The sequence below is a fragment of the Pseudomonas sp. Sample_24 genome (assembly GCF_004307605.1).
GTDB lineage: Bacteria > Pseudomonadota > Gammaproteobacteria > Pseudomonadales > Pseudomonadaceae > Aquipseudomonas.
Genome location: NZ_RCNW01000539.1, coordinates 1 through 17,558 on the forward strand (window position 1 = coordinate 1; position 17,558 = coordinate 17,558).

16 protein-coding genes and 1 pseudogene are annotated in these 17,558 nt (G+C 59.8%); 13 read left to right on the plus strand and 4 right to left on the minus strand.

The window, feature by feature from the left end:
* Positions 1–266: pseudogene (locus tag D8V06_RS30135) on the plus strand (MFS transporter); the annotation flags it as partial.
* Between the two features lie 140 nt (positions 267–406).
* A complete protein-coding gene (gene lldD, locus D8V06_RS30140) occupies positions 407–1,558 on the plus strand; it encodes an FMN-dependent L-lactate dehydrogenase LldD (protein WP_056853506.1) in 1,152 nt (383 codons plus the stop codon).
* A 51-nt stretch (positions 1,559–1,609) separates the two neighbouring features.
* On the opposite strand, the gene D8V06_RS30145 is transcribed toward lldD, so the two are convergent.
* Entirely contained in the window at positions 1,610–1,978 is a 369-nt protein-coding gene (locus D8V06_RS30145; RefSeq protein WP_056853480.1) for a DUF427 domain-containing protein, read from the minus strand.
* A 208-nt stretch (positions 1,979–2,186) separates the two neighbouring features.
* Between D8V06_RS30145 and D8V06_RS30150 the strand changes: the two genes are divergently transcribed.
* From D8V06_RS30150 to D8V06_RS30165, 3 genes are all read left to right on the plus strand, one after another.
* Complete coding sequence (locus tag D8V06_RS30150) at positions 2,187–4,136, plus strand: DNA topoisomerase III (RefSeq protein WP_130932407.1); 1,950 nt, start codon at positions 2,187–2,189, stop codon at positions 4,134–4,136.
* Between the two features lie 41 nt (positions 4,137–4,177).
* Positions 4,178–4,681 carry a GNAT family N-acetyltransferase gene (locus D8V06_RS30155; RefSeq protein WP_130932408.1) on the plus strand — a complete coding sequence of 168 codons (504 nt, stop codon included), beginning with the start codon at positions 4,178–4,180 and terminating at the stop codon, positions 4,679–4,681.
* A gap of 522 nt (positions 4,682–5,203) precedes the next feature.
* Positions 5,204–5,533: a hypothetical protein gene (locus D8V06_RS30165; RefSeq protein WP_056853476.1), complete on the plus strand. Its 330-nt coding sequence runs from the start codon at positions 5,204–5,206 to the stop codon at positions 5,531–5,533.
* Between the two features lie 98 nt (positions 5,534–5,631).
* Here the strand turns inward: D8V06_RS30165 and cynR are convergent, their stop codons facing one another.
* A complete protein-coding gene (gene cynR, locus D8V06_RS30170) occupies positions 5,632–6,513 on the minus strand; it encodes a transcriptional regulator CynR (protein ID WP_056853475.1) in 882 nt (293 codons plus the stop codon).
* Positions 6,514–6,640: 127 nt separating this feature from the next.
* Here cynR and cynS point away from each other — a divergent pair, with 127 nt between their 5' ends.
* The gene (gene cynS, locus D8V06_RS30175; protein WP_056853474.1) at positions 6,641–7,108 is read left to right on the plus strand and encodes a cyanase; all 468 of its coding nucleotides are present in this window, start codon (positions 6,641–6,643) and stop codon (positions 7,106–7,108) included.
* Between the two features lie 59 nt (positions 7,109–7,167).
* Entirely contained in the window at positions 7,168–7,827 is a 660-nt protein-coding gene (locus tag D8V06_RS30180) for a carbonic anhydrase (RefSeq protein WP_130932409.1), read from the plus strand.
* Positions 7,828–7,874: 47 nt separating this feature from the next.
* Here the strand turns inward: D8V06_RS30180 and D8V06_RS30185 are convergent, their stop codons facing one another.
* Entirely contained in the window at positions 7,875–9,377 is a 1,503-nt protein-coding gene (locus D8V06_RS30185; protein WP_130932410.1) for an aldehyde dehydrogenase family protein, read from the minus strand.
* Between the two features lie 251 nt (positions 9,378–9,628).
* On the opposite strand from D8V06_RS30185, the gene D8V06_RS30190 reads away from it, so the two are divergent.
* Positions 9,629–10,144, plus strand: a complete 516-nt coding sequence (locus D8V06_RS30190) for a DoxX family protein (protein WP_056853471.1) — start codon at positions 9,629–9,631, stop codon at positions 10,142–10,144.
* A gap of 11 nt (positions 10,145–10,155) precedes the next feature.
* Here D8V06_RS30190 and D8V06_RS30195 read toward each other — a convergent pair whose 3' ends face one another.
* Complete coding sequence (locus D8V06_RS30195) at positions 10,156–10,776, minus strand: cell wall hydrolase (protein WP_056853470.1); 621 nt, start codon at positions 10,774–10,776, stop codon at positions 10,156–10,158.
* A gap of 141 nt (positions 10,777–10,917) precedes the next feature.
* On the opposite strand from D8V06_RS30195, the gene D8V06_RS30200 reads away from it, so the two are divergent.
* The 5 genes from D8V06_RS30200 to D8V06_RS30220 all read left to right on the plus strand — a co-directional run bounded on the left by D8V06_RS30200 (position 10,918) and on the right by D8V06_RS30220 (position 17,514).
* On the plus strand, positions 10,918–11,769 hold the full coding sequence (locus D8V06_RS30200) for a CAP domain-containing protein (RefSeq protein ID WP_056853469.1): 852 nt from the start codon (positions 10,918–10,920) through the stop codon (positions 11,767–11,769).
* 175 nt (positions 11,770–11,944) lie between these two features.
* Complete coding sequence (moaA, locus tag D8V06_RS30205) at positions 11,945–12,943, plus strand: GTP 3',8-cyclase MoaA (protein ID WP_056853468.1); 999 nt, start codon at positions 11,945–11,947, stop codon at positions 12,941–12,943.
* Between the two features lie 120 nt (positions 12,944–13,063).
* Positions 13,064–14,410: a chromate efflux transporter gene (chrA, locus tag D8V06_RS30210; protein ID WP_130932411.1), complete on the plus strand. Its 1,347-nt coding sequence runs from the start codon at positions 13,064–13,066 to the stop codon at positions 14,408–14,410.
* Between the two features lie 320 nt (positions 14,411–14,730).
* Positions 14,731–16,095: a glutamine synthetase family protein gene (locus D8V06_RS30215; protein WP_056853466.1), complete on the plus strand. Its 1,365-nt coding sequence runs from the start codon at positions 14,731–14,733 to the stop codon at positions 16,093–16,095.
* Between the two features lie 132 nt (positions 16,096–16,227).
* Positions 16,228–17,514, plus strand: coding sequence for an FAD-binding oxidoreductase (locus D8V06_RS30220; RefSeq protein WP_130932412.1), 1,287 nt, complete (start codon positions 16,228–16,230; stop codon positions 17,512–17,514).
* Positions 17,515–17,558: the final 44 nt, after the last annotated feature.

A 17,558-nucleotide genomic window follows, 5' to 3' on the forward strand; every position in this document is an offset into this window, starting at 1 on the left:
TCTCCGCCATGTGCTACGGCCCGCTGGCGGCACTGATGGTCGAACTGTTCCCGACGCGCATCCGCTATACCTCGATGTCGCTGCCCTATCACATCGGTAACGGCTGGTTCGGCGGCTTCTTGCCGACCGTGTCGTTTGCCCTGGTGGTCTACACCGGGGACATTTTCTACGGGCTCTGGTATCCGGTGCTGATCACCGGGGTGAGCCTGGTGGTGGGGATGATCTGTTTGCGTGAGACGCGCAACGTCGATCTGGACAAGAACTGACAGCCAACTCACAAACTGGATTCTGTAGGAGCGAGTTCGCTCGCATAGGTCTCAAGAGCGCCGTGTTCAACCTGAAGGCACGCGCTATCGTTAACGACCATCGCGAGCAGGCTCGCTCCTACACTGACCGAGGCACCGGCATGATCATTTCCTCTGCATCCGATTATCGCGAGGCAGCACGTCGCAAACTCCCACGTTTCTTGTTCGATTACATTGATGGCGGCGCTTACGCGGAACATACCCTGCGGGCCAACAGCGCCGACCTGACCGGCATCAGCCTGCGCCAGCGTATCCTCAAGAACGTCGAAACTTTGAGCCTGGAAACCACCCTCTTCGATCAACCTCTTGCCATGCCGATCATCCTCGCGCCTGTGGGGCTGACCGGCATGTTCGCCCGCCGTGGTGAGGTGCAGGCCGTGAGAGCGGCGCAGAACAAAGGCATCCCCCTGTGCCTGTCCACCGTCTCGGTCTGTTCGATCGAGGAAGTCGTGGCGCAAAGCGAGCAACCCATCTGGTTTCAGCTGTATGTGCTCAAGGACCGGGGCTTCATGCGCAACGCCCTGGAACGGGCGAAAGCTGCCGGGGTGAAGAACCTGGTGTTCACCGTCGACATGCCAACCCCCGGCGCCCGCTACCGCGACGCCCACTCGGGCATGTCCGGGCCTTTTGCGTCATCGCGGCGCATGCTTCAAGCGATGACCCGACCCGACTGGGCGTACAACGTCGGCCTCATGGGCCGGCCGCATGATCTGGGGAATATCTCCAGGTACCTCGGCAAAGCCGTGACACTTGAAGACTACATGGGCTGGCTGGCCAACAATTTCGATCCATCGATCAGTTGGAGCGACCTGGAATGGATTCGCGATTTCTGGAAAGGCCCGATGATCATCAAAGGCATTCTCGACCCGCAGGACGCCAAGGACGCGGTGAGTTTCGGTGCCGATGGCATTGTCGTGTCGAACCACGGCGGCCGGCAGCTGGACGGGGTTCTCTCCACTGCCCAGGCATTGCCGCCGATCAAACAAGCGATTGGCGATGACCTGACGGTACTGGTCGATTCGGGCATCCGCTCAGGGCTGGACGTTGTGCGCATGCTGGCGCTGGGCGCCAAGGGCGTGTTGTTGGGGCGTTCGATGGCTTACGCGCTGGCCGCCGATGGTCAACGCGGGGTAGAGAACATGCTGGATATCTTTGCAAGGGAAATGCGTGTGGCGATGACGCTGACCGGGGTGACGTCGATTGCTCAGATCGACGAAAGCACCCTGGTACAGGCAATCAAGAATACCGACTGACGATGCTTGTTCCTGCCGTGTGCGCAAACGATTCGTCAGCCGCACAGACAATCACTCTTCAAGCTCGACCACCTCGAATTTCACCTGGTCGGGATAAAACGCCATGTATTCACGGATCTGCGCCACCGACACTTTGGGGTTTTCATAACTCCACACGGCGTTAGCACCTTCATGCCCTGGCACTTGCAGACTGAAATAACTGGCATCACCTTTGTACGGGCAGTAACTGGTGTGATCGGTGCGGGCGTAATACTTCTCGTCGATGTCTTCGCGGGGCACGTAGTAAACCGGTGGGTAGTTGGCCTCAAGCAGCACCAGCGCGCGGGAGGACGCCGCGACCTGGATCCCGTGAAACTTCACCAACAGGCAACCGGGCTGCTCGGCAATGGTGATGACAGGGCTGGGACCTGAAGTTTTCATGTATACGTTCCTCGAGACGGTGATGAGTCGATTCATCAGGTATAACGCAACTTGGCTGACCTTGGCGGCCTCGCAGCCGAACGGATTGCGAAGGCGATGAAATCAAATGCAACGTCAAAGCTGTACATCCATACAGATAATGATTGCTCCGGCGCGCATCACCCGCCATTCTGTGCACCTCCCCGGACACTGATCAACGATGGTGGTTATGCGGCTGTACCTCTGTGAAAAACCTTCCCAGGCCAAAGACATCGCGGCTGTGCTCGGCGCCAGACGCCGGGGCGACGGCTGCTGGCTGGGCACGGACGTCACGGTGACCTGGTGCATCGGCCATCTCCTGGAAACCGCGCCGCCGGATGCCTATGACGCGCGCTACAAGCGCTGGGTACTGGCCGACCTGCCGATCATTCCGGGCACATGGAAGATGACCGTCAAGCCGCGCACGGCGAGCCAGTACAAGGCGGTCAAACGTCTGCTCGGTGAAGCGTCGGAACTGATCATTGCTACCGACGCCGACCGCGAAGGCGAGATGATCGCCCGGGAACTGGTGGAGCACTGCAAGTATCGCGGCCCGATCCGCCGCCTGTGGCTGTCGGCGCTGGACGACGCCTCGATCCGCAAAGCCCTCGCGTCGCTCAAACCAGGCGCCGAAACCTTCAATCTCTACCATTCCGCACTGGGGCGCAGTCGTGCCGACTGGTTGATCGGCATGAACATGAGTCGACTGTTCACGCTGCTCGGGCGCCAGTCCGGGTATCAGGGCGTGTTACCGGTAGGCCGGGTGCAAACCCCTACCCTGCGCCTGGTGGTGGATCGCGACCGCAGCATTGCCGACTTCGTCCCGGTCGCCTACTGGGCCATCGACGTGCAACTGCTGCACGACGGCACTGCTTTCACCGCGCAATGGCGCGCGGCATCCGGAGTTTGCGACGATCAGGATCGCTGCCTGAATCAGGCACTGGCCCAACAGGCAGCCACAGCAATGATGGGCGCGGCAAGTGCCCGGGTGATCAAGCTGCGCACCGAACGCATGCGTGAAGTGGCGCCACTGCCCTTCGATTTGGGCACGCTACAGGAAGTCTGCTCGAAGAAACTCGGGCTCGGCGCTCAGGAAACCCTCGACATCGCCCAGGCACTTTATGAAACCCACAAGGTGATCACCTACCCGCGCAGTGACTGCGGCTATCTGCCCGTCAGCCAGCACGTCGAAGCACCGGCGATTCTCGCCGCCCTCAGGCAAGCCGATCCGGCGCTGGATGCCTTGCGCGATCACCTGGAGCCCCATAGGCGCTCACGGGCCTGGAACGATGCCAAGGTCAGTGCGCACCACGGCATCATCCCTACTGCTGCGGCCAAAAACCTCGAACGCCTGACCGGCAAGCACCGCGCGGTCTATACGCTGATCAGGGCCAGGTATCTCGCGCAGTTTCTGCCCAATCACGAGTATGACCGCACCCAGGCTGATTTCGACTGTGCCGGTGAAGCCTTGCGCGCGGTGGGCAAACAAATCGTCGATCCCGGCTGGAAACGCGCCCTGCCCGAAGCGCTTGCCCCGGCGAAAGGTCGTGAAGCCCCAGCGCCTCAAACCTTGCCCAACCTGCGCGAAGGAATTGATTGCGCAGTGGCCAGCGTGCAGCTCAAGGACCTGTGGACCCAACCGCCCAAACCGTTCACCGAGGGCGACCTGATCAAGGCGATGAAAAACGTCGCCAAACTGGTGGAAGACCCTCTGCTCAAGCAGAAACTCAAGGACACCACGGGTATCGGCACCGAAGCGACCCGCGCCTCGATCATCCAGGGTCTGCTCGACCGTGGTTACCTGATCAAGAACGGCAAGGCTCTTTCTGCCACGCCGGCCGCTTTCAGTCTGATCGATGCGGTGCCTCGCGCCATTGCCGATCCGGGCACTACGGCCATTTGGGAGCAAGCCCTGGACATGGTGCAGAGCGGGGAAATGCGCCTCGAAGAGTTCGTTGCCAAACAGGCGGCCTGGATGAGCAAACAGGTCAGTCGATGTGCCGGTTTGAACCTGACCATCAGCGGTCCGGCAAGCCCCGCCGGACGCGGTGCCACGCCATGGAAAAACAAGCGCAAGCCTGCCAAGCGCAAAGCAGCGGCTGGCACCAGACGCAGCGCGAAACCGGCGAGCAAGGGTTGATCGGCCATACTGTCCTGGCATCAAGACAGGAGTTCACCAGTATGCCCTCGATAGAACTGCACGCCGCGCAACGCGACGAACTGGAAACCATTGAAAACCTGATGCAGTTCTACACCTACGACTTCAGTGAATGGTTGCCGCTGAAACTGAGCGAACACGGCTTTTTCAGCCTTCGCCCCTTGTCGGACTATTGGCAAAAACCCGCCACCCGACCGTTTTTGATCCGGGTCGACGGCGAACTGGCGGGTTTCGTGACCGTGGATGAAAACACCCACTTGCCCGGCGCCGATTACAACATCGGCTACTTGTTTGTCAGCCGACGCTTTCGTGGCCAGGGTGTCGCCAGGTTTGTCGTTTCCACCCTCTTGAGCCGATTTCCCGGTCAATGGCAAATTTTCCACATCGAAGCGAACCTGCCTGCTCGGTTGTTCTGGGCCACCGTGATGCCCGATCTCAGCGCAGGCGGTTTTACTCGACATTTCCTCACGGTAGAAGGTTATCCCTGCACCCTTTACCGCTTCGAGGCGCCAGCGCCGCCAGCCTGAGTGACGCCTTTACAGCGCCTTTTTTAATTCCTCCCAGCTTTGTCCGACAATATGTAGTGACTGAAAATAATCACTACAAAACCGTTGACGAGCACGATTTGCCCTTGCATGATGCAGACGTCTCCCCGATCGGGAGTACACGCAACACGCTTGAGCAAGCTCGTCTGACCGCCGAGCTGTTTTTTCCGGATACACGCTGCCCACAAGGCAGATTGAAGAAGCTGACCTGGCCTGAACGTCCAGTACAAGGACGAGAAGCGCTGGCGATCCATCCTCATGAAGCTTGTGGCCGACCTTGAAAACGTCGGCAGGGGCCAAAGGTTATCGCCGCTTCTCTTCGTTGTGACGCTATTGCGTAGCAGTTATTCAACACGACTACATGCAACAGACGCAGGACCTCGTCGCTTATGACGGACGGCTGCTGACGTCCTGGTTTCGGTGCCAGGGATCAACTAACCGATGGGCTACTTGTATTAGCGAATCAACTTTGAAAGATCACCAAATGGTCAAGGGGGCTTTATCATGAATCTGAACAATCAACCTACTATCGAAGAACTGGCTCGTATGTTCGCGGCAAAGAAAGACAGCCACGACAGCCATATCCTGTGGATCAGCAAATCGGGTCAGGTTCATATCGACTGCCTGTCGCCACATGCCCATGAAGCAGAGTTCGACCAGAACAACCAGAACCTGCTCGCCCGACTGAAGATGTACCGTCGCGGCCAGGGCTATGTCGGCAAAAAAGCCGCGGCCGACAAAGACTTCATCGGCAATGTCCTGCAAACGCTGAAACAGGCCTGGGATTCGATGCAGAACAAGAACGAAGTTCGGGTGATTGATCGGTTCTACTAATTGAAATGAGTCATTGTTGACTCATAAATAAAAAGGGCCTGCTCCTGATAAGAGCAGGCCCTTTTTAATGGCTGAATGAAAGTGGGGAATGTTGCCACTCAAGACATACCAGCAGCCAACACCACCTGCACAAAAGCCAAAGCCGCCGCACTGTGATAGTTGTTTTTACGACGCAGTAATGCAGCGCCACGCTGGGGCGCCTCCCCCGCTAGCGGGATCATGCGCAGAGCGCGGTCGCTGGTTGCAATGGGCTCCGGAAGGATTGTAGCCATTGCCGTATGCCGAATGACTTCCAACAGCGTGTTGACCGAATTGACCTCGATCGCCACTTTCGGCGTTATCTGCGCCCGGGTGAAATACTCGTCAATGCAGGTGCGCGTGAAAAAATCTGCGCTGAGTAAGGCAAACTGCAGCTGCGCCACCTGGTCATGGGTCACGGTGTCCCGGCTTTCATACAACGGATGCGCCTGGCCGACCATCAATCCCAGGGTTTCGGTAAATGCAGGAATCGATTCGATATCAGGGTTTCTCACCTGATCAAACGCAATCGCGATGTCCAGAGAGTCCTGCGCCAACCCGGTTTCGATGTCGTCCATCGACAGCTCGAACACCTCCAGGTGAATGTTCGGGTAACGCGCCACGAAATCGCGCACCAGCGGCCCCACCAGGTAGGCCATGAAAGTCGGGGTCATGGCCAGACGCAAAGTGCCCCGGGACAAATCCTTCACGTCGTGCAGCGCACGCTTGCCCGCCTCCAGCTCTATCAGCACCCGCCGAGCGCATTCGATATACGCCTGACCCGCGTCGGTCGGCTTGACCGTACGCGACGTGCGATCGAACAGGCTGACACCCAGGGTCTCTTCCAGTTGCCGGATCTGTTGTGAAAGCGTTGGCTGGGAAACATGCAGGGCTTCGGCCGCACGGGTGAAGCCGCCATGGTCAGCCACGGCCAACAGGTAACGCAGATGTCGCAGCAGCATGCTCAGACCTTTCTATCTATAGACAGTACTTATGCCTTGGATTGTATATCGGTCTTGGACGCTATGGATTGAACGGAAGAAGATGGCTTCACACCCAGACACTTCCCCCAGCGACAGGAGAACCACCATGCAACAGTCTCACGCCTATAACGATCCAAGCCTGGCCCTGACCACCGCAATTCTCGATGCCAAAGCTCGCAAAAATCTGTCGTGGCAAGACCTGGCTGACGGCACCGGCCTGGGCCTTGCCTATGTCACCGCTGCACTTCTCGGCCAGCATCCACTGCCGCAAAGCGCCGCAGAGGTGATCGGCGAGAAACTCGACCTGGATGCCGAGGCGGTGGCTCGCCTGCAGATCATCCCGCTGCGCGGCAGCCTTGCGGGTGTCCCGACCGATCCGACCATCTACCGCTTCTACGAAATGATCCAGATCTACGGCACCACCTTGAAGGCTCTGGTTCATGAGCAGTTCGGCGACGGCATCATCAGTGCGATCAACTTCAAGCTCGACATGAAAAAAGTCGAAGACCCGGAAGGCGGTTCGCGCGCAGTGATTACGCTCGACGGCAAGTTCCTGCCCCTACGTCCGTTCTAAGTCGAAAACGGCCCGTACCACCGTGCGGGCCAAATCCGCTCATCCATGAGGACGCCGCCATGAAAGCGCTCATCGAAGGCTTTGTAAAATTCCAGAAAGAAGTGTTTCCACAACGCACCGACCTGTTCAAACACCTGGCCACCACGCAACAACCGGGTACCTTGTTCATCACCTGTTCCGACAGCCGTGTAGTGCCCGAATTGCTGACCCAGCAAGAACCCGGCGAGTTGTTCGTAATCCGTAACGCCGGCAACATCGTGCCCTCCTACAGCCCTCATCCGGGTGGTGTGTCGGCCACCGTCGAATACGCTGTTGCCGTGTTGGGCGTAACGGATATCGTCATCTGCGGGCATTCGGACTGTGGCGCAATGACCGCTGTCGCCAAATGCACCTGCATGGATCACCTGCCCGCCGTCAGCGGCTGGTTGCAGCACGCCGAGTCGGCGAAAGTCATCAACGAGTCACGGCCTCACGTTACGCAAACGGCGAAAATAAGCGCGATGGTGCGCGAGAATGTGATCGCGCAATTGGCCAACATCCAGACTCATCCAAGCGTGCGCCTGGCCCAGGAAAAAGGTCTGCTGAATTTGCACGGCTGGGTCTATGACATCGAAACCGGCTCGATCGATGCACTCGATGGCACCAGCCATCGTTTTCTGCCGCTGGCTGAGCATCCTGGCACTTGCGCTGTGCCTGGCAAAGCAATGGAAGCGGCCTGATCAAGGCGATGGCGACCGCCATTGCGGCGGTCGCCCAGCTGAATCACTCAGCGTTTGACGCCCAGATCGATCTGGGTCATGCGGCTGCGGATGGTGAACACGCCATCGCCCGAGAGAATCGCACTGCGCGCAAACAGGCGCCCGCTCTCCCAGTTCGACAAACCGAGCTCCGGCTTGTTGAGCGCGTACTGGCCATCGACCCAACGGGTAATGCCGTTGCCGACAAAAGGCGCGTTGACTGCGTTGTAGAAACGCTCCTGCGTCGCGGCATCTTCGCTGATCAGCGACACGGTGAACTGCGGGCTGTAGCGGTTGAACAAGGCAATGGCGCTGTCCAGGTCGTCGACGATTTTCAGGCTGACTTCCGGCGTTTCTTCCCACTCCCACTCGCGGCCCAGTTGATCCTCGGGCAACGGCTCGGCCAAGGCTTCGCTCTGGTAGCCTTCGGCGCGGTAAACCTCGACGGTTGCATTGAGCCAATCGGCCGGCAGGCATGCTTCGCTGCCTTCGACGATGTGCAACTTGCAGCCCTGGCCCCGTGCCTTGCCGGCCTGTTGCAAGGCATCGAGAAACACCGGCACCAGTTCGGCGGCGCGGTTGCGATGGATCAGGCAAACATTCAGGGTGTTGCAGACTTTACGGTCGAGGGAGTTGCGCACCACGCTGGCGAAGCGACCGGTATCGGCATCGGTATCCGCGATCAGCCACGCACCACCGGTACCGTGCAGGCTGACAGCCGTTCCGGCCTGTTGCGCGATACTGCCCAACTGGCTGACGGCACGTCCCGAACCACGGGCCACGGCCAGCGACAGGCGCCGGTCGGCAAACATCGCCCAACCGGCTGCATGGTTGACGCTTTCCACCAGTGATACCGCGCCGCTCGGCAACCCGGCATCACTCAATGCCGGATTCAACGCATGGGCCACAATGGCTTGGGCGGTGCCCAGCGCATCGCTGCCGATGCGCAGCACCGCGGTGTTCCCCGTGCGCAAAACACCCGCGGCATCGGCAAAAACGTTAGGTCGACCTTCGAAGACAAACGCGACAATGCCCAGCGGCGACACCACTTGCTCGACCTTCCAGCCGTCGTGCTCGACGCAGCTGATCACTTTGCCACGGGTGGCAGAGGCGTCTCGCCAGGCGCGCAGGCCGGCAATCATGTCGCGACGCATGCGTTCATCGGCCAGCAAACGCGTGGTCGACCGGCCACGGGACTTCGCTCGCTCGATGTCAGCCTGGTTGGCAGCTTCGATCAAGGCCCAGCACTGCGGGGTTTCCAGACGCTGGGCGAACAGGTCGAAGAAGTTGCTGATCGCCTGATCCGACACCGCCGACATCGCAGCAAACGCCGCTTGCGCGCGTTCGATTGCCACGGCGGCGGCCTGCTGGTCAGCCACCGGGATCAACAGCAACTCGCCGCTGACCTGTTCTACCAGCAAGTGGTCTCCGGGCTGGAAGCGTGCCGCCAGTTCGGGGCTGACTACAGTGACACGGTTACCGGCGAAAGGGATCGGCGTGCCAGCGACTAGACGTTCGAGCGCAAGAGACATGAAGCGGTTTCACCATGCAATGGGCGGGCAGAAAATGTATAGCAAAACACCTGTGTGAGCGAGCCTGCTTGCGATAGCGACCTGACCTGCGGCCTCCACGTATCAAAGTGTGTACAGCCCCGCCCTCGACACAACAAGCCTTAAACCCCCGCGCAAGTGACACAACGCAGATACACCCGCCTGATGAAATTCACTTGTCGCTAAACGGGCACACCTCGCCCGACATCACTGACTTGTAGGAGACACCGTCCATGAACACTTCGATTTCATCGGCCGTCAAAGGCTTGCACCTGAACCTTGATCGCGTCGGCCACTGGATCGCGCCTTTGACGCTGCGAGTGTTCCTGGCCTGGGAGTTCTTCGAGTCGGGGCTGGAGAAATACAACGGTGAAAACTGGTTCGCCGACATTCAAGAGCGCTTCCTGTTTCCGTTCAACCACCTGCCGGCCACGCTGAACTGGGAAATGTCGATGTGGGTGGAATTGATCTGCGCCCTCGCCTTGCTGGTTGGCCTGGCTACACGGTTTTCGGCCATCAGCCTGATTGTCGTCACCATCGTCGCAACCGCCGCCGTGCACTGGCCCGCTGACTGGTCGAGCCTGAGCGAACTGGCCCAGGGTTACTCGATCACCAACAAAGGCTACGGCAACTTCAAACTGCCGCTGATCTACCTCGCCGCACTGCTGCCGCTGCTGCTCTCGGGTCCGGGTAAATTCAGTCTCGATGCGCTGCTGGCGCGGTTCTTCTGGCGTCGCCGTCATAACTGAAAAAAAGGCCGCTATTTGGCATCCCCATTTAGCGGCTTGTAAAACTTGAACAGGCCGATGTTCGCTGTATTGGTGTATTCCTTGGCCCAATCCGGTTTAACCGTGCGATCGTGGAAGTACAGCGCGCCTTTGGTGCGATCCGGCAACTGCTTGTTCAGCGCTTTGCGTGCGATCTCCTTGGCAAGGGCGTAAGGCACCTCCTCCTGAACCGAATCGGCACGCCCGTCGCACCACCACGAGAACTGGCAGCTTTTGGTTTCCGAGCCTTGCTTGACCACGCCGCAGACGGTATCGGGAAAGCCATCATGGCCGAGACGGTTCATCACCACGTTGGCCACCGCTTCCATGTCGGCAGCGTCCTTGCCTTTGGCCTCCCAGTAGATCGATCGGGCGAGACACGTGATGGCGTCGTCCAGCGGCGCCTTGCCGGCCGGGTCAACGGCCTGCACTTCAGGCTGGGTAATGGCTTCGGACTTGGGCACCGGTGCCGGGCTGCTGTTCTCGGCAGCCTTTTGCTCCAGCACCTCGGCCTTGTCTTCGGCGACTTTTTGGGTTTGCTGCTGATCGGCGGCCAATGCCGGGCCAGCGAGCAGAATCAGGGCGAAGCAGGTTGTTATCCAGTGTTGGCACATGGTCGGGCGGTACTCTGTAGGCAGTATCGCTAGAGTGTAGTAGTGAAATGATTGCACTTGCGCCACAACTTTCGGGAAAATCCGTTGACTGTGACAAGGCAACTTCGCGCATCATGGCGCAGTCAGCACAAGGAGTTTTCCATGGGTTTTCTACCATCCGCTATGCGCTTTGCCGGTTTGTCGTTGGGAATGCTGTTGGCCGCCAGCGCCGTGGCCAGCGATGAGTCACAGTTGATCGAATCGATCAATCTCTATCGCAGCCAGTTGCAACGTTGCGCCGGTCAGGTTTCATCGGAATTGCCACCACTGGCGGCCGATCCGCGACTGGCACTTTCCGCCACCAGCATTGGCAATCTGCAGCAAGCCATGGTGACTGCCGGCTACCCCATGAAGAACGTGCAGGCGATCAGCCTGTCCGGACCGCGTGATGCGGCATCGGCGATGAAAGCGATTCAGGAAAGCTTTTGCCAGATCGTGCTCGACCCGCAATTTGTCGATGTCGGCGTGAGCCGCCAGGACCGCGAATGGCGAATTGTAGTGGCGCGTCCACTGCTGAGCGCACGCTTGGGCGACTGGCAAGCCGAAGGCCAGAAGTTGCTGGCCGAGCTTAATGCCGCACGCACCAAATCGCGCCAGTGCGGCGCTCAATCGTTCAACGCCACCACACCACTGGCCTGGAACGCCACGCTGGGTGCCGCTGCCGAAACCCATTCACGGGCAATGGCCAACAACAATTTCTTCGATCACAAGGATCGCGACGGCCGCACACCGGGTGACCGCGCGGAACTGGCAGGCTACAACTTCCAGCAGATCGGCGAAAACATTGCCGCCGGGCAGGACACCGTGCGCAAGGTCGTCGACGGCTGGCTCGCCAGCCCGGGCCACTGCGCCAACCTGATGAACCCGCAGTTCAACGAATTGGGCGCGGCGTATGCCAATGATCCGAAGAGCGATGCCGGCATTTACTGGACTGCCATGTTTGGTGCGCAGTGAGCACCTGCCAGCCGCAAGCACGTCAGCGACCTTACGGATAAATCAATCCATCATAGATCCGCTCGATCACTTGGTTATTAATAGTGATTGGACGCCTATCAACGTTGCTCTTAGCCTGCGCTCAACACTTGCGTCAAAAACGCAAGTCTCTATAAAAGCGCCAAGCGAGGGTGTCATGTCAGAACGGGTCCTGCTAGATGGGTTCTCCCGGCGCGTGGACTATCTGCGGATGTCGCTCACCGACCGTTGCGATTTCCGTTGCGTGTATTGCATGGCCGAGGACATGCAGTTTCTCCCGCGCCAACGGGTGCTGACACTGGAAGAAATCTATCAGCTGGCCGCAAGTTTCGTGGCGCTCGGCACCCGCAAGATCCGCCTGACCGGGGGCGAGCCGCTGATCCGTCCGGGCGTGGTACAGCTGTGTGAAAAGATCGCCGCCCTGCCCGGCCTGCGTGAACTGTGCATGACCACCAACGGCTCGCAATTGGCCAAACTGGCGCAACCGTTGTTCGATGCAGGGGTCAAGCGCCTCAACATCAGTCTCGATTGCCTGGACCCACAGCGCTTTCGCGAACTGACCCGCACCGGTGATCTGGCGCAAGTGATCAAGGGCATCGACGCCGCCAACCAGGCCGGGTTCAGCCATACCAAACTCAATTGCGTGGTGATGAAGGGCCGTAACGACCACGAGATCAACGATCTGGTGAGCTTCGCCATCGATCGTAACCTCGACATTTCCTTCATCGAAGAGATGCCCCTGGGCATCATCGATGAACACAGCCGCGCCGAAGCGTTCTGCTCCAGCACACAAGTGCGCGAGCGGATTGCCGAGCGCTTCACGCTGATTGATTCCGCCGAGTCGACCCAAGGCCCGTCACGCTACTGGCGCCTGGCCGAAGCACCGCAAATTCGCCTGGGGTTCATTTCGCCCCACAGCCATAATTTTTGCGGTACCTGCAATCGGGTGCGACTGACCGTGGAGGGACGCTTGCTGCTGTGCCTGGGCAATGAACATTCGGTGGATTTGAAGGCGGTTTTGCGTAGCCATCCGGGGCATCCCGAACGCCTGGAGAAAGCGATCATCGAAGCGATGAAACTCAAGCCCTATCGACACAATTTCGAAGTGAACGACGATGTTCAAGTCGTTCGGTTCATGAACATGACGGGCGGCTGAAGCTGACGACCGCCAGCCGTATCAGCCATTCCCCATCAACGCACAAGAACCATTGGACGCGATAAATCGTTATCCGTAGCCTGAGCTCAATTCAGTGGCATCGACACCAGGAGCGCAGGCTTGAGCGTCTTACCAAAACAGGAACACTCCACGCCCGAGCCGATCAGCCTGCGCGAAGCCTTGCGCTTCTGGATCAAGCTTGGCTTCATCAGTTTCGGCGGGCCGGCGGGACAGATTTCGATCATGCACCAGGAGTTGGTCGCGCGCCGACGCTGGATTTCCGAGCGACGCTTTCTGCACGCGCTCAATTACTGCATGTTGTTGCCCGGCCCCGAAGCCCAGCAACTGGCGACGTACATCGGCTGGCTGATGCACCGCACCTGGGGCGGCGTGATCGCGGGTGTGCTGTTTGTGCTGCCTTCGCTGTTCATCCTGATCGGCTTGTCCTGGGTCTACATCGCCTTCGGTGAAGTGCCGGTGGTGGCCGGTGTGTTTTACGGGATCAAGCCGGCAGTGACCGCGATTGTGCTGCAAGCCGCCCACCGGATCGGCTCGCGGGCACTGAAAAACGGTTGGCTGTGGGGCATCGCCGGCGCCTCCTTCGCGGCGATCTTTGTGCTGAACGTGCCATTTCCGCTGATCGTCCTGGGTGCCGCAGTGATCGGTTACTTCGGCGGCCGACTGGCCCCGGAAAAATTTCGCACCGGTGGCCATGGCGCAACGCAAAAGTCGTTCGGCCCGGCCGTGATCGACGATGACACACCGCCCCCCGAGCATGCCCGTTTCAGCGGTTTGAGGCTGGCACGCCTGGCGCTGACCGGCGTTATCCTGTGGACACTGCCCATGGCCACCCTGACCGCTTTGTTTGGCTGGGACGGTACGCTCACGCAAATGAGCTGGTTCTTCACCAAAGCGGCGCTACTGACATTCGGGGGTGCCTACGCGGTGTTGCCGTATGTCTACCAGGGCGCGGTCGGTCACTATGGCTGGCTGACGCCGACGCAGATGATCGACGGCCTGGCGCTCGGTGAGACCACCCCCGGGCCACTGATCATGGTGGTGGCGTTTGTCGGGTTCATCGGCGGCTACGTTCTGCAAGTCTTCGGCCCGGACCAGGCCTTTGTCGCCGGTGCCGTCGCGGCAACGCTGGTGACCTGGTTCACCTTCCTGCCTTCTTTCCTGTTTATCCTCGCCGGCGGGCCGCTGGTGGAATCGACGCACAACGAACTGAAATTCACCGCACCGTTGACGGCGATTACCGCGGCCGTGGTCGGCGTGATCCTCAATCTGGCGTGCTTTTTCGGCTATCATGTGCTGTGGCCCAAGGGCTTCGAAAATTCCCTCGACTGGCCCTCGCTGCTGATCGCGATCGTGGCGGCCATTGCCCTGTTTCGCTTCAAGCGCGGGGTGATCGAGGTGTTGCTCGGCGCTGCGATAATCGGCCTTGGCGTACACATGATGCGATGAATGAAACGTTTACACGCATCAGATTCCCCCCTAGTATCCAGACACGCCCGATGGCGGGTCACACCCGCCATCGACGAATCCCAATGCCGGAAACATCCGATATGAACCGCATTGTCAACCTGCCCATGGCCTTGAGCCGTTCCAAACTCCGTCACTCCGCACGTCCGCCGGATAGCACCCTGCTCGCCTGATCGCGTCCCAAACGCGTAGAGCCTCTTCCTTCGCTAATCCTTTGCCTGCATGCCCCGGATCTTTGTATCCGTAGTCGTGCCGAGGCCTGAATCCGTGCGTCCGCAGGACGCCAACGTGAGTGACGAACAATGAAATTCGCAGCCCTTGAAGACGCCCAGACTTTCCTGGCGAACAACCCCGATATCGACATGATCGAGCTGTTCATCCTCGATGCCAACGGTGTGCCGCGCGGCAAACTGTTGCACCGCGAAGAACTGCTGGCGGTGTATGAAAGCGGTCGTCCGCTGCCCAGCACCATCCTCGGCCTGACCTTGCAGGGCGACGACGTCGAGAACTCCGGGCTGGTTTGGGATGTGGGCGATATCGACTGTCGTGCCTACCCGCTCGAAGGCAGCCTGGTGCGCTTGCCGTGGCGGCAGATTCCGACCGCCGCCGTGCAAGTCAGCATGCACCCGCAGGAAGGCAGGCCGGCGAGCATCGCCGACCCGCGCCACCTGCTGATCAACGTGATCGAGCGCCTGAAAGCCCAGGGTTACTACCCGGTGATGGCGTGCGAGCTGGAGTTCTACTTGCTCGATGCCAAGCGCGATCATCTCGGGCGCCCGCAACCGGCGCTGGACGCCGACGGCGGTCGACCGCGACACACGCAAGTCTATGGCCTGCGCGAACTGGAACAGATTGAGCCGTTCCTGGCCGACCTCTACGCGGCGTGCAAACTCCATGGCATTCCGGCGCGCACGGCGATTTCCGAATACGCACCAGGCCAGGTGGAAATCACCCTGGAACACGGTGATGCCTTGCAAGCGATGGATCAGGCGGTGCGCTACAAACGCCTGGTCAAAGCCATTGCACATCAGCACGGCATGCAAGCGACCTTCATGGCCAAACCCTTTGACCATTTGGCCGGCACCGGCATGCACATGCATGTCAGCATCGCCGATGCCGAGGGCCGCAACCTGTTCGCCTGCGAAGACCCGGCCGGCACACCGCTGCTGCGCACGGCCATCGGCGGCATGCTCGCCTCGTTGCTTGATTCGCTGTTGCTGTTTTGCCCCAACGCCAACTCCTACCGGCGCTTCCAGGCCAACAGCTACGCGCCGCTGGCGCCGACCTGGGGCGTCGACAACCGTACCGTGAGCTTGCGAGTTCCAGGTGGCCCGGCCAACAGCAGGCACATCGAACATCGCATCTGCGGCGCCGACGCCAACCCGTATCTGGCGGCAGCAGCGATACTGGCCGGCATTCATCGCGGCATCACTGAAAACCTCGATCCGGGGGAACCGGTAGAGGGCAACGGTTACGCACAAGCCACGCAATTGTTGCCGACCGACTGGCTGACATCGCTGACGGCACTGGAAAACTCGGTGTGGGCGCGGGATGCATTGGGGCAGGAATTTCTCGGGGTGTATCTGGCGGTCAAGCGTGCCGAGTATCGGCAGTTCATGGCTGAAGTGGGTGAGCAGGATTGGCGTTGGTATTTGACTGAGGCGTAAGCCCCTGTAGGAGCGAGCCTGCTCGCGATGAGGTCGTGTCAGCCACCATCACTGGTCAATGACACACCGCCATCGCGAGCAGGCTCACTCCTACAACGACTGCACTCCCCCACATTTTCCCCGGACACAGCCATGACTCAACAACGCAGCAATTCCTACTACACCGCCACCCTCAACCAGGACACCGATTACCCGACCCTGCAAGGCCGGCACCGGGTCGATGTGGTGATCATCGGCGGCGGTTTCACCGGCGTCGCCACCGCCGTCGAACTCGCGGAAAAAGGCCTGAAAGTCGCCATCGTCGAAAGCCATAAAATCGGTTGGGGCGCTACCGGACGCAACGGCGGTCAAGTCACCGGCAGCCTGTCGGGCGATGAAGCGATGCGCAAACAGATGCGCCACACCCTTGGCGATGAAGTCGACGATTTCATCTGGCATCTGCGCTGGCGCGGGCATCAGATCATCAAGCAGCGGGTCGAGAAATACGCCATCGCCTGCGACCTCAAGCACGGCCACCTTCATGCCGCTTACAAGCCCAGCCACATGGACGGTCTGCGCAAGGATTACGACGAGGCCGTGCGACGCGGCATGGCTGATGAGGTCAGCCTGCTCGACCGCAGCCAGGTGCGCGATCTGCTGCAAAGCGATCTCTATCACGGCGCAATCCAAAACACCCGCAACATGCACTTGCACCCGCTCAACCTGTGCATCGGTGAAGCGCGGGCCGCAGAGAGTCTGGGCGCGCTGATCTTTGAAAACAGCGAAGTGCTGGAAATCATTCATGGCGATACGCCCGGGGTGCGTACCGCTCACGGCCGCATCGATGCCAATCAGGTGCTGCTGGCCGGCGACGTCTATCACAAGCTTGAGCCGGGCAAGCTCAAGGGCAAGATTTTCCCGGCCATGGGCGGCATCGTCACCACCGCGCCACTGGGGGATCTGGCGAAACAGATCAACCCCGAAGACCTGGCCGTGTATGACTGTCGTTTCGTGCTCGACTACTACCGCCTGACGGCCGATGGTCGTTTGCTGTTCGGCGGTGGCGCCAATTACAGCGGCAAGGATTCACGGGACATCGCCGCCGAGCTGCGCCCGTGCATCGAGCAGACGTTCCCGGCACTCAAAGGCGTGGCCATCGATTACCAGTGGAGCTGCGCGATGGGTATCGTGATCAACCGCATTCCGCAATTGGGCAAGCTCTCGGACAATGTCTGGTATTGCCAAGGCTACTCCGGCCACGGCATCGCCACCAGCCACATCATGGGTGAAATCATGGGCCGTGCGATCACCGGGCAGCTTGAGCACTTCGACACCTTCGCCGCCTGCCAACACATCCGCGTGCCGATGGGCGACTTGCTGGGCAATCCGATGCTGGCGGCGGGCATGTGGTATTACCAGATGCTTGAGCGATTGCGCTGAGTGGTTCGAGCCGGCATTGATGTTGTTTGTGCCGGCCTCATCGC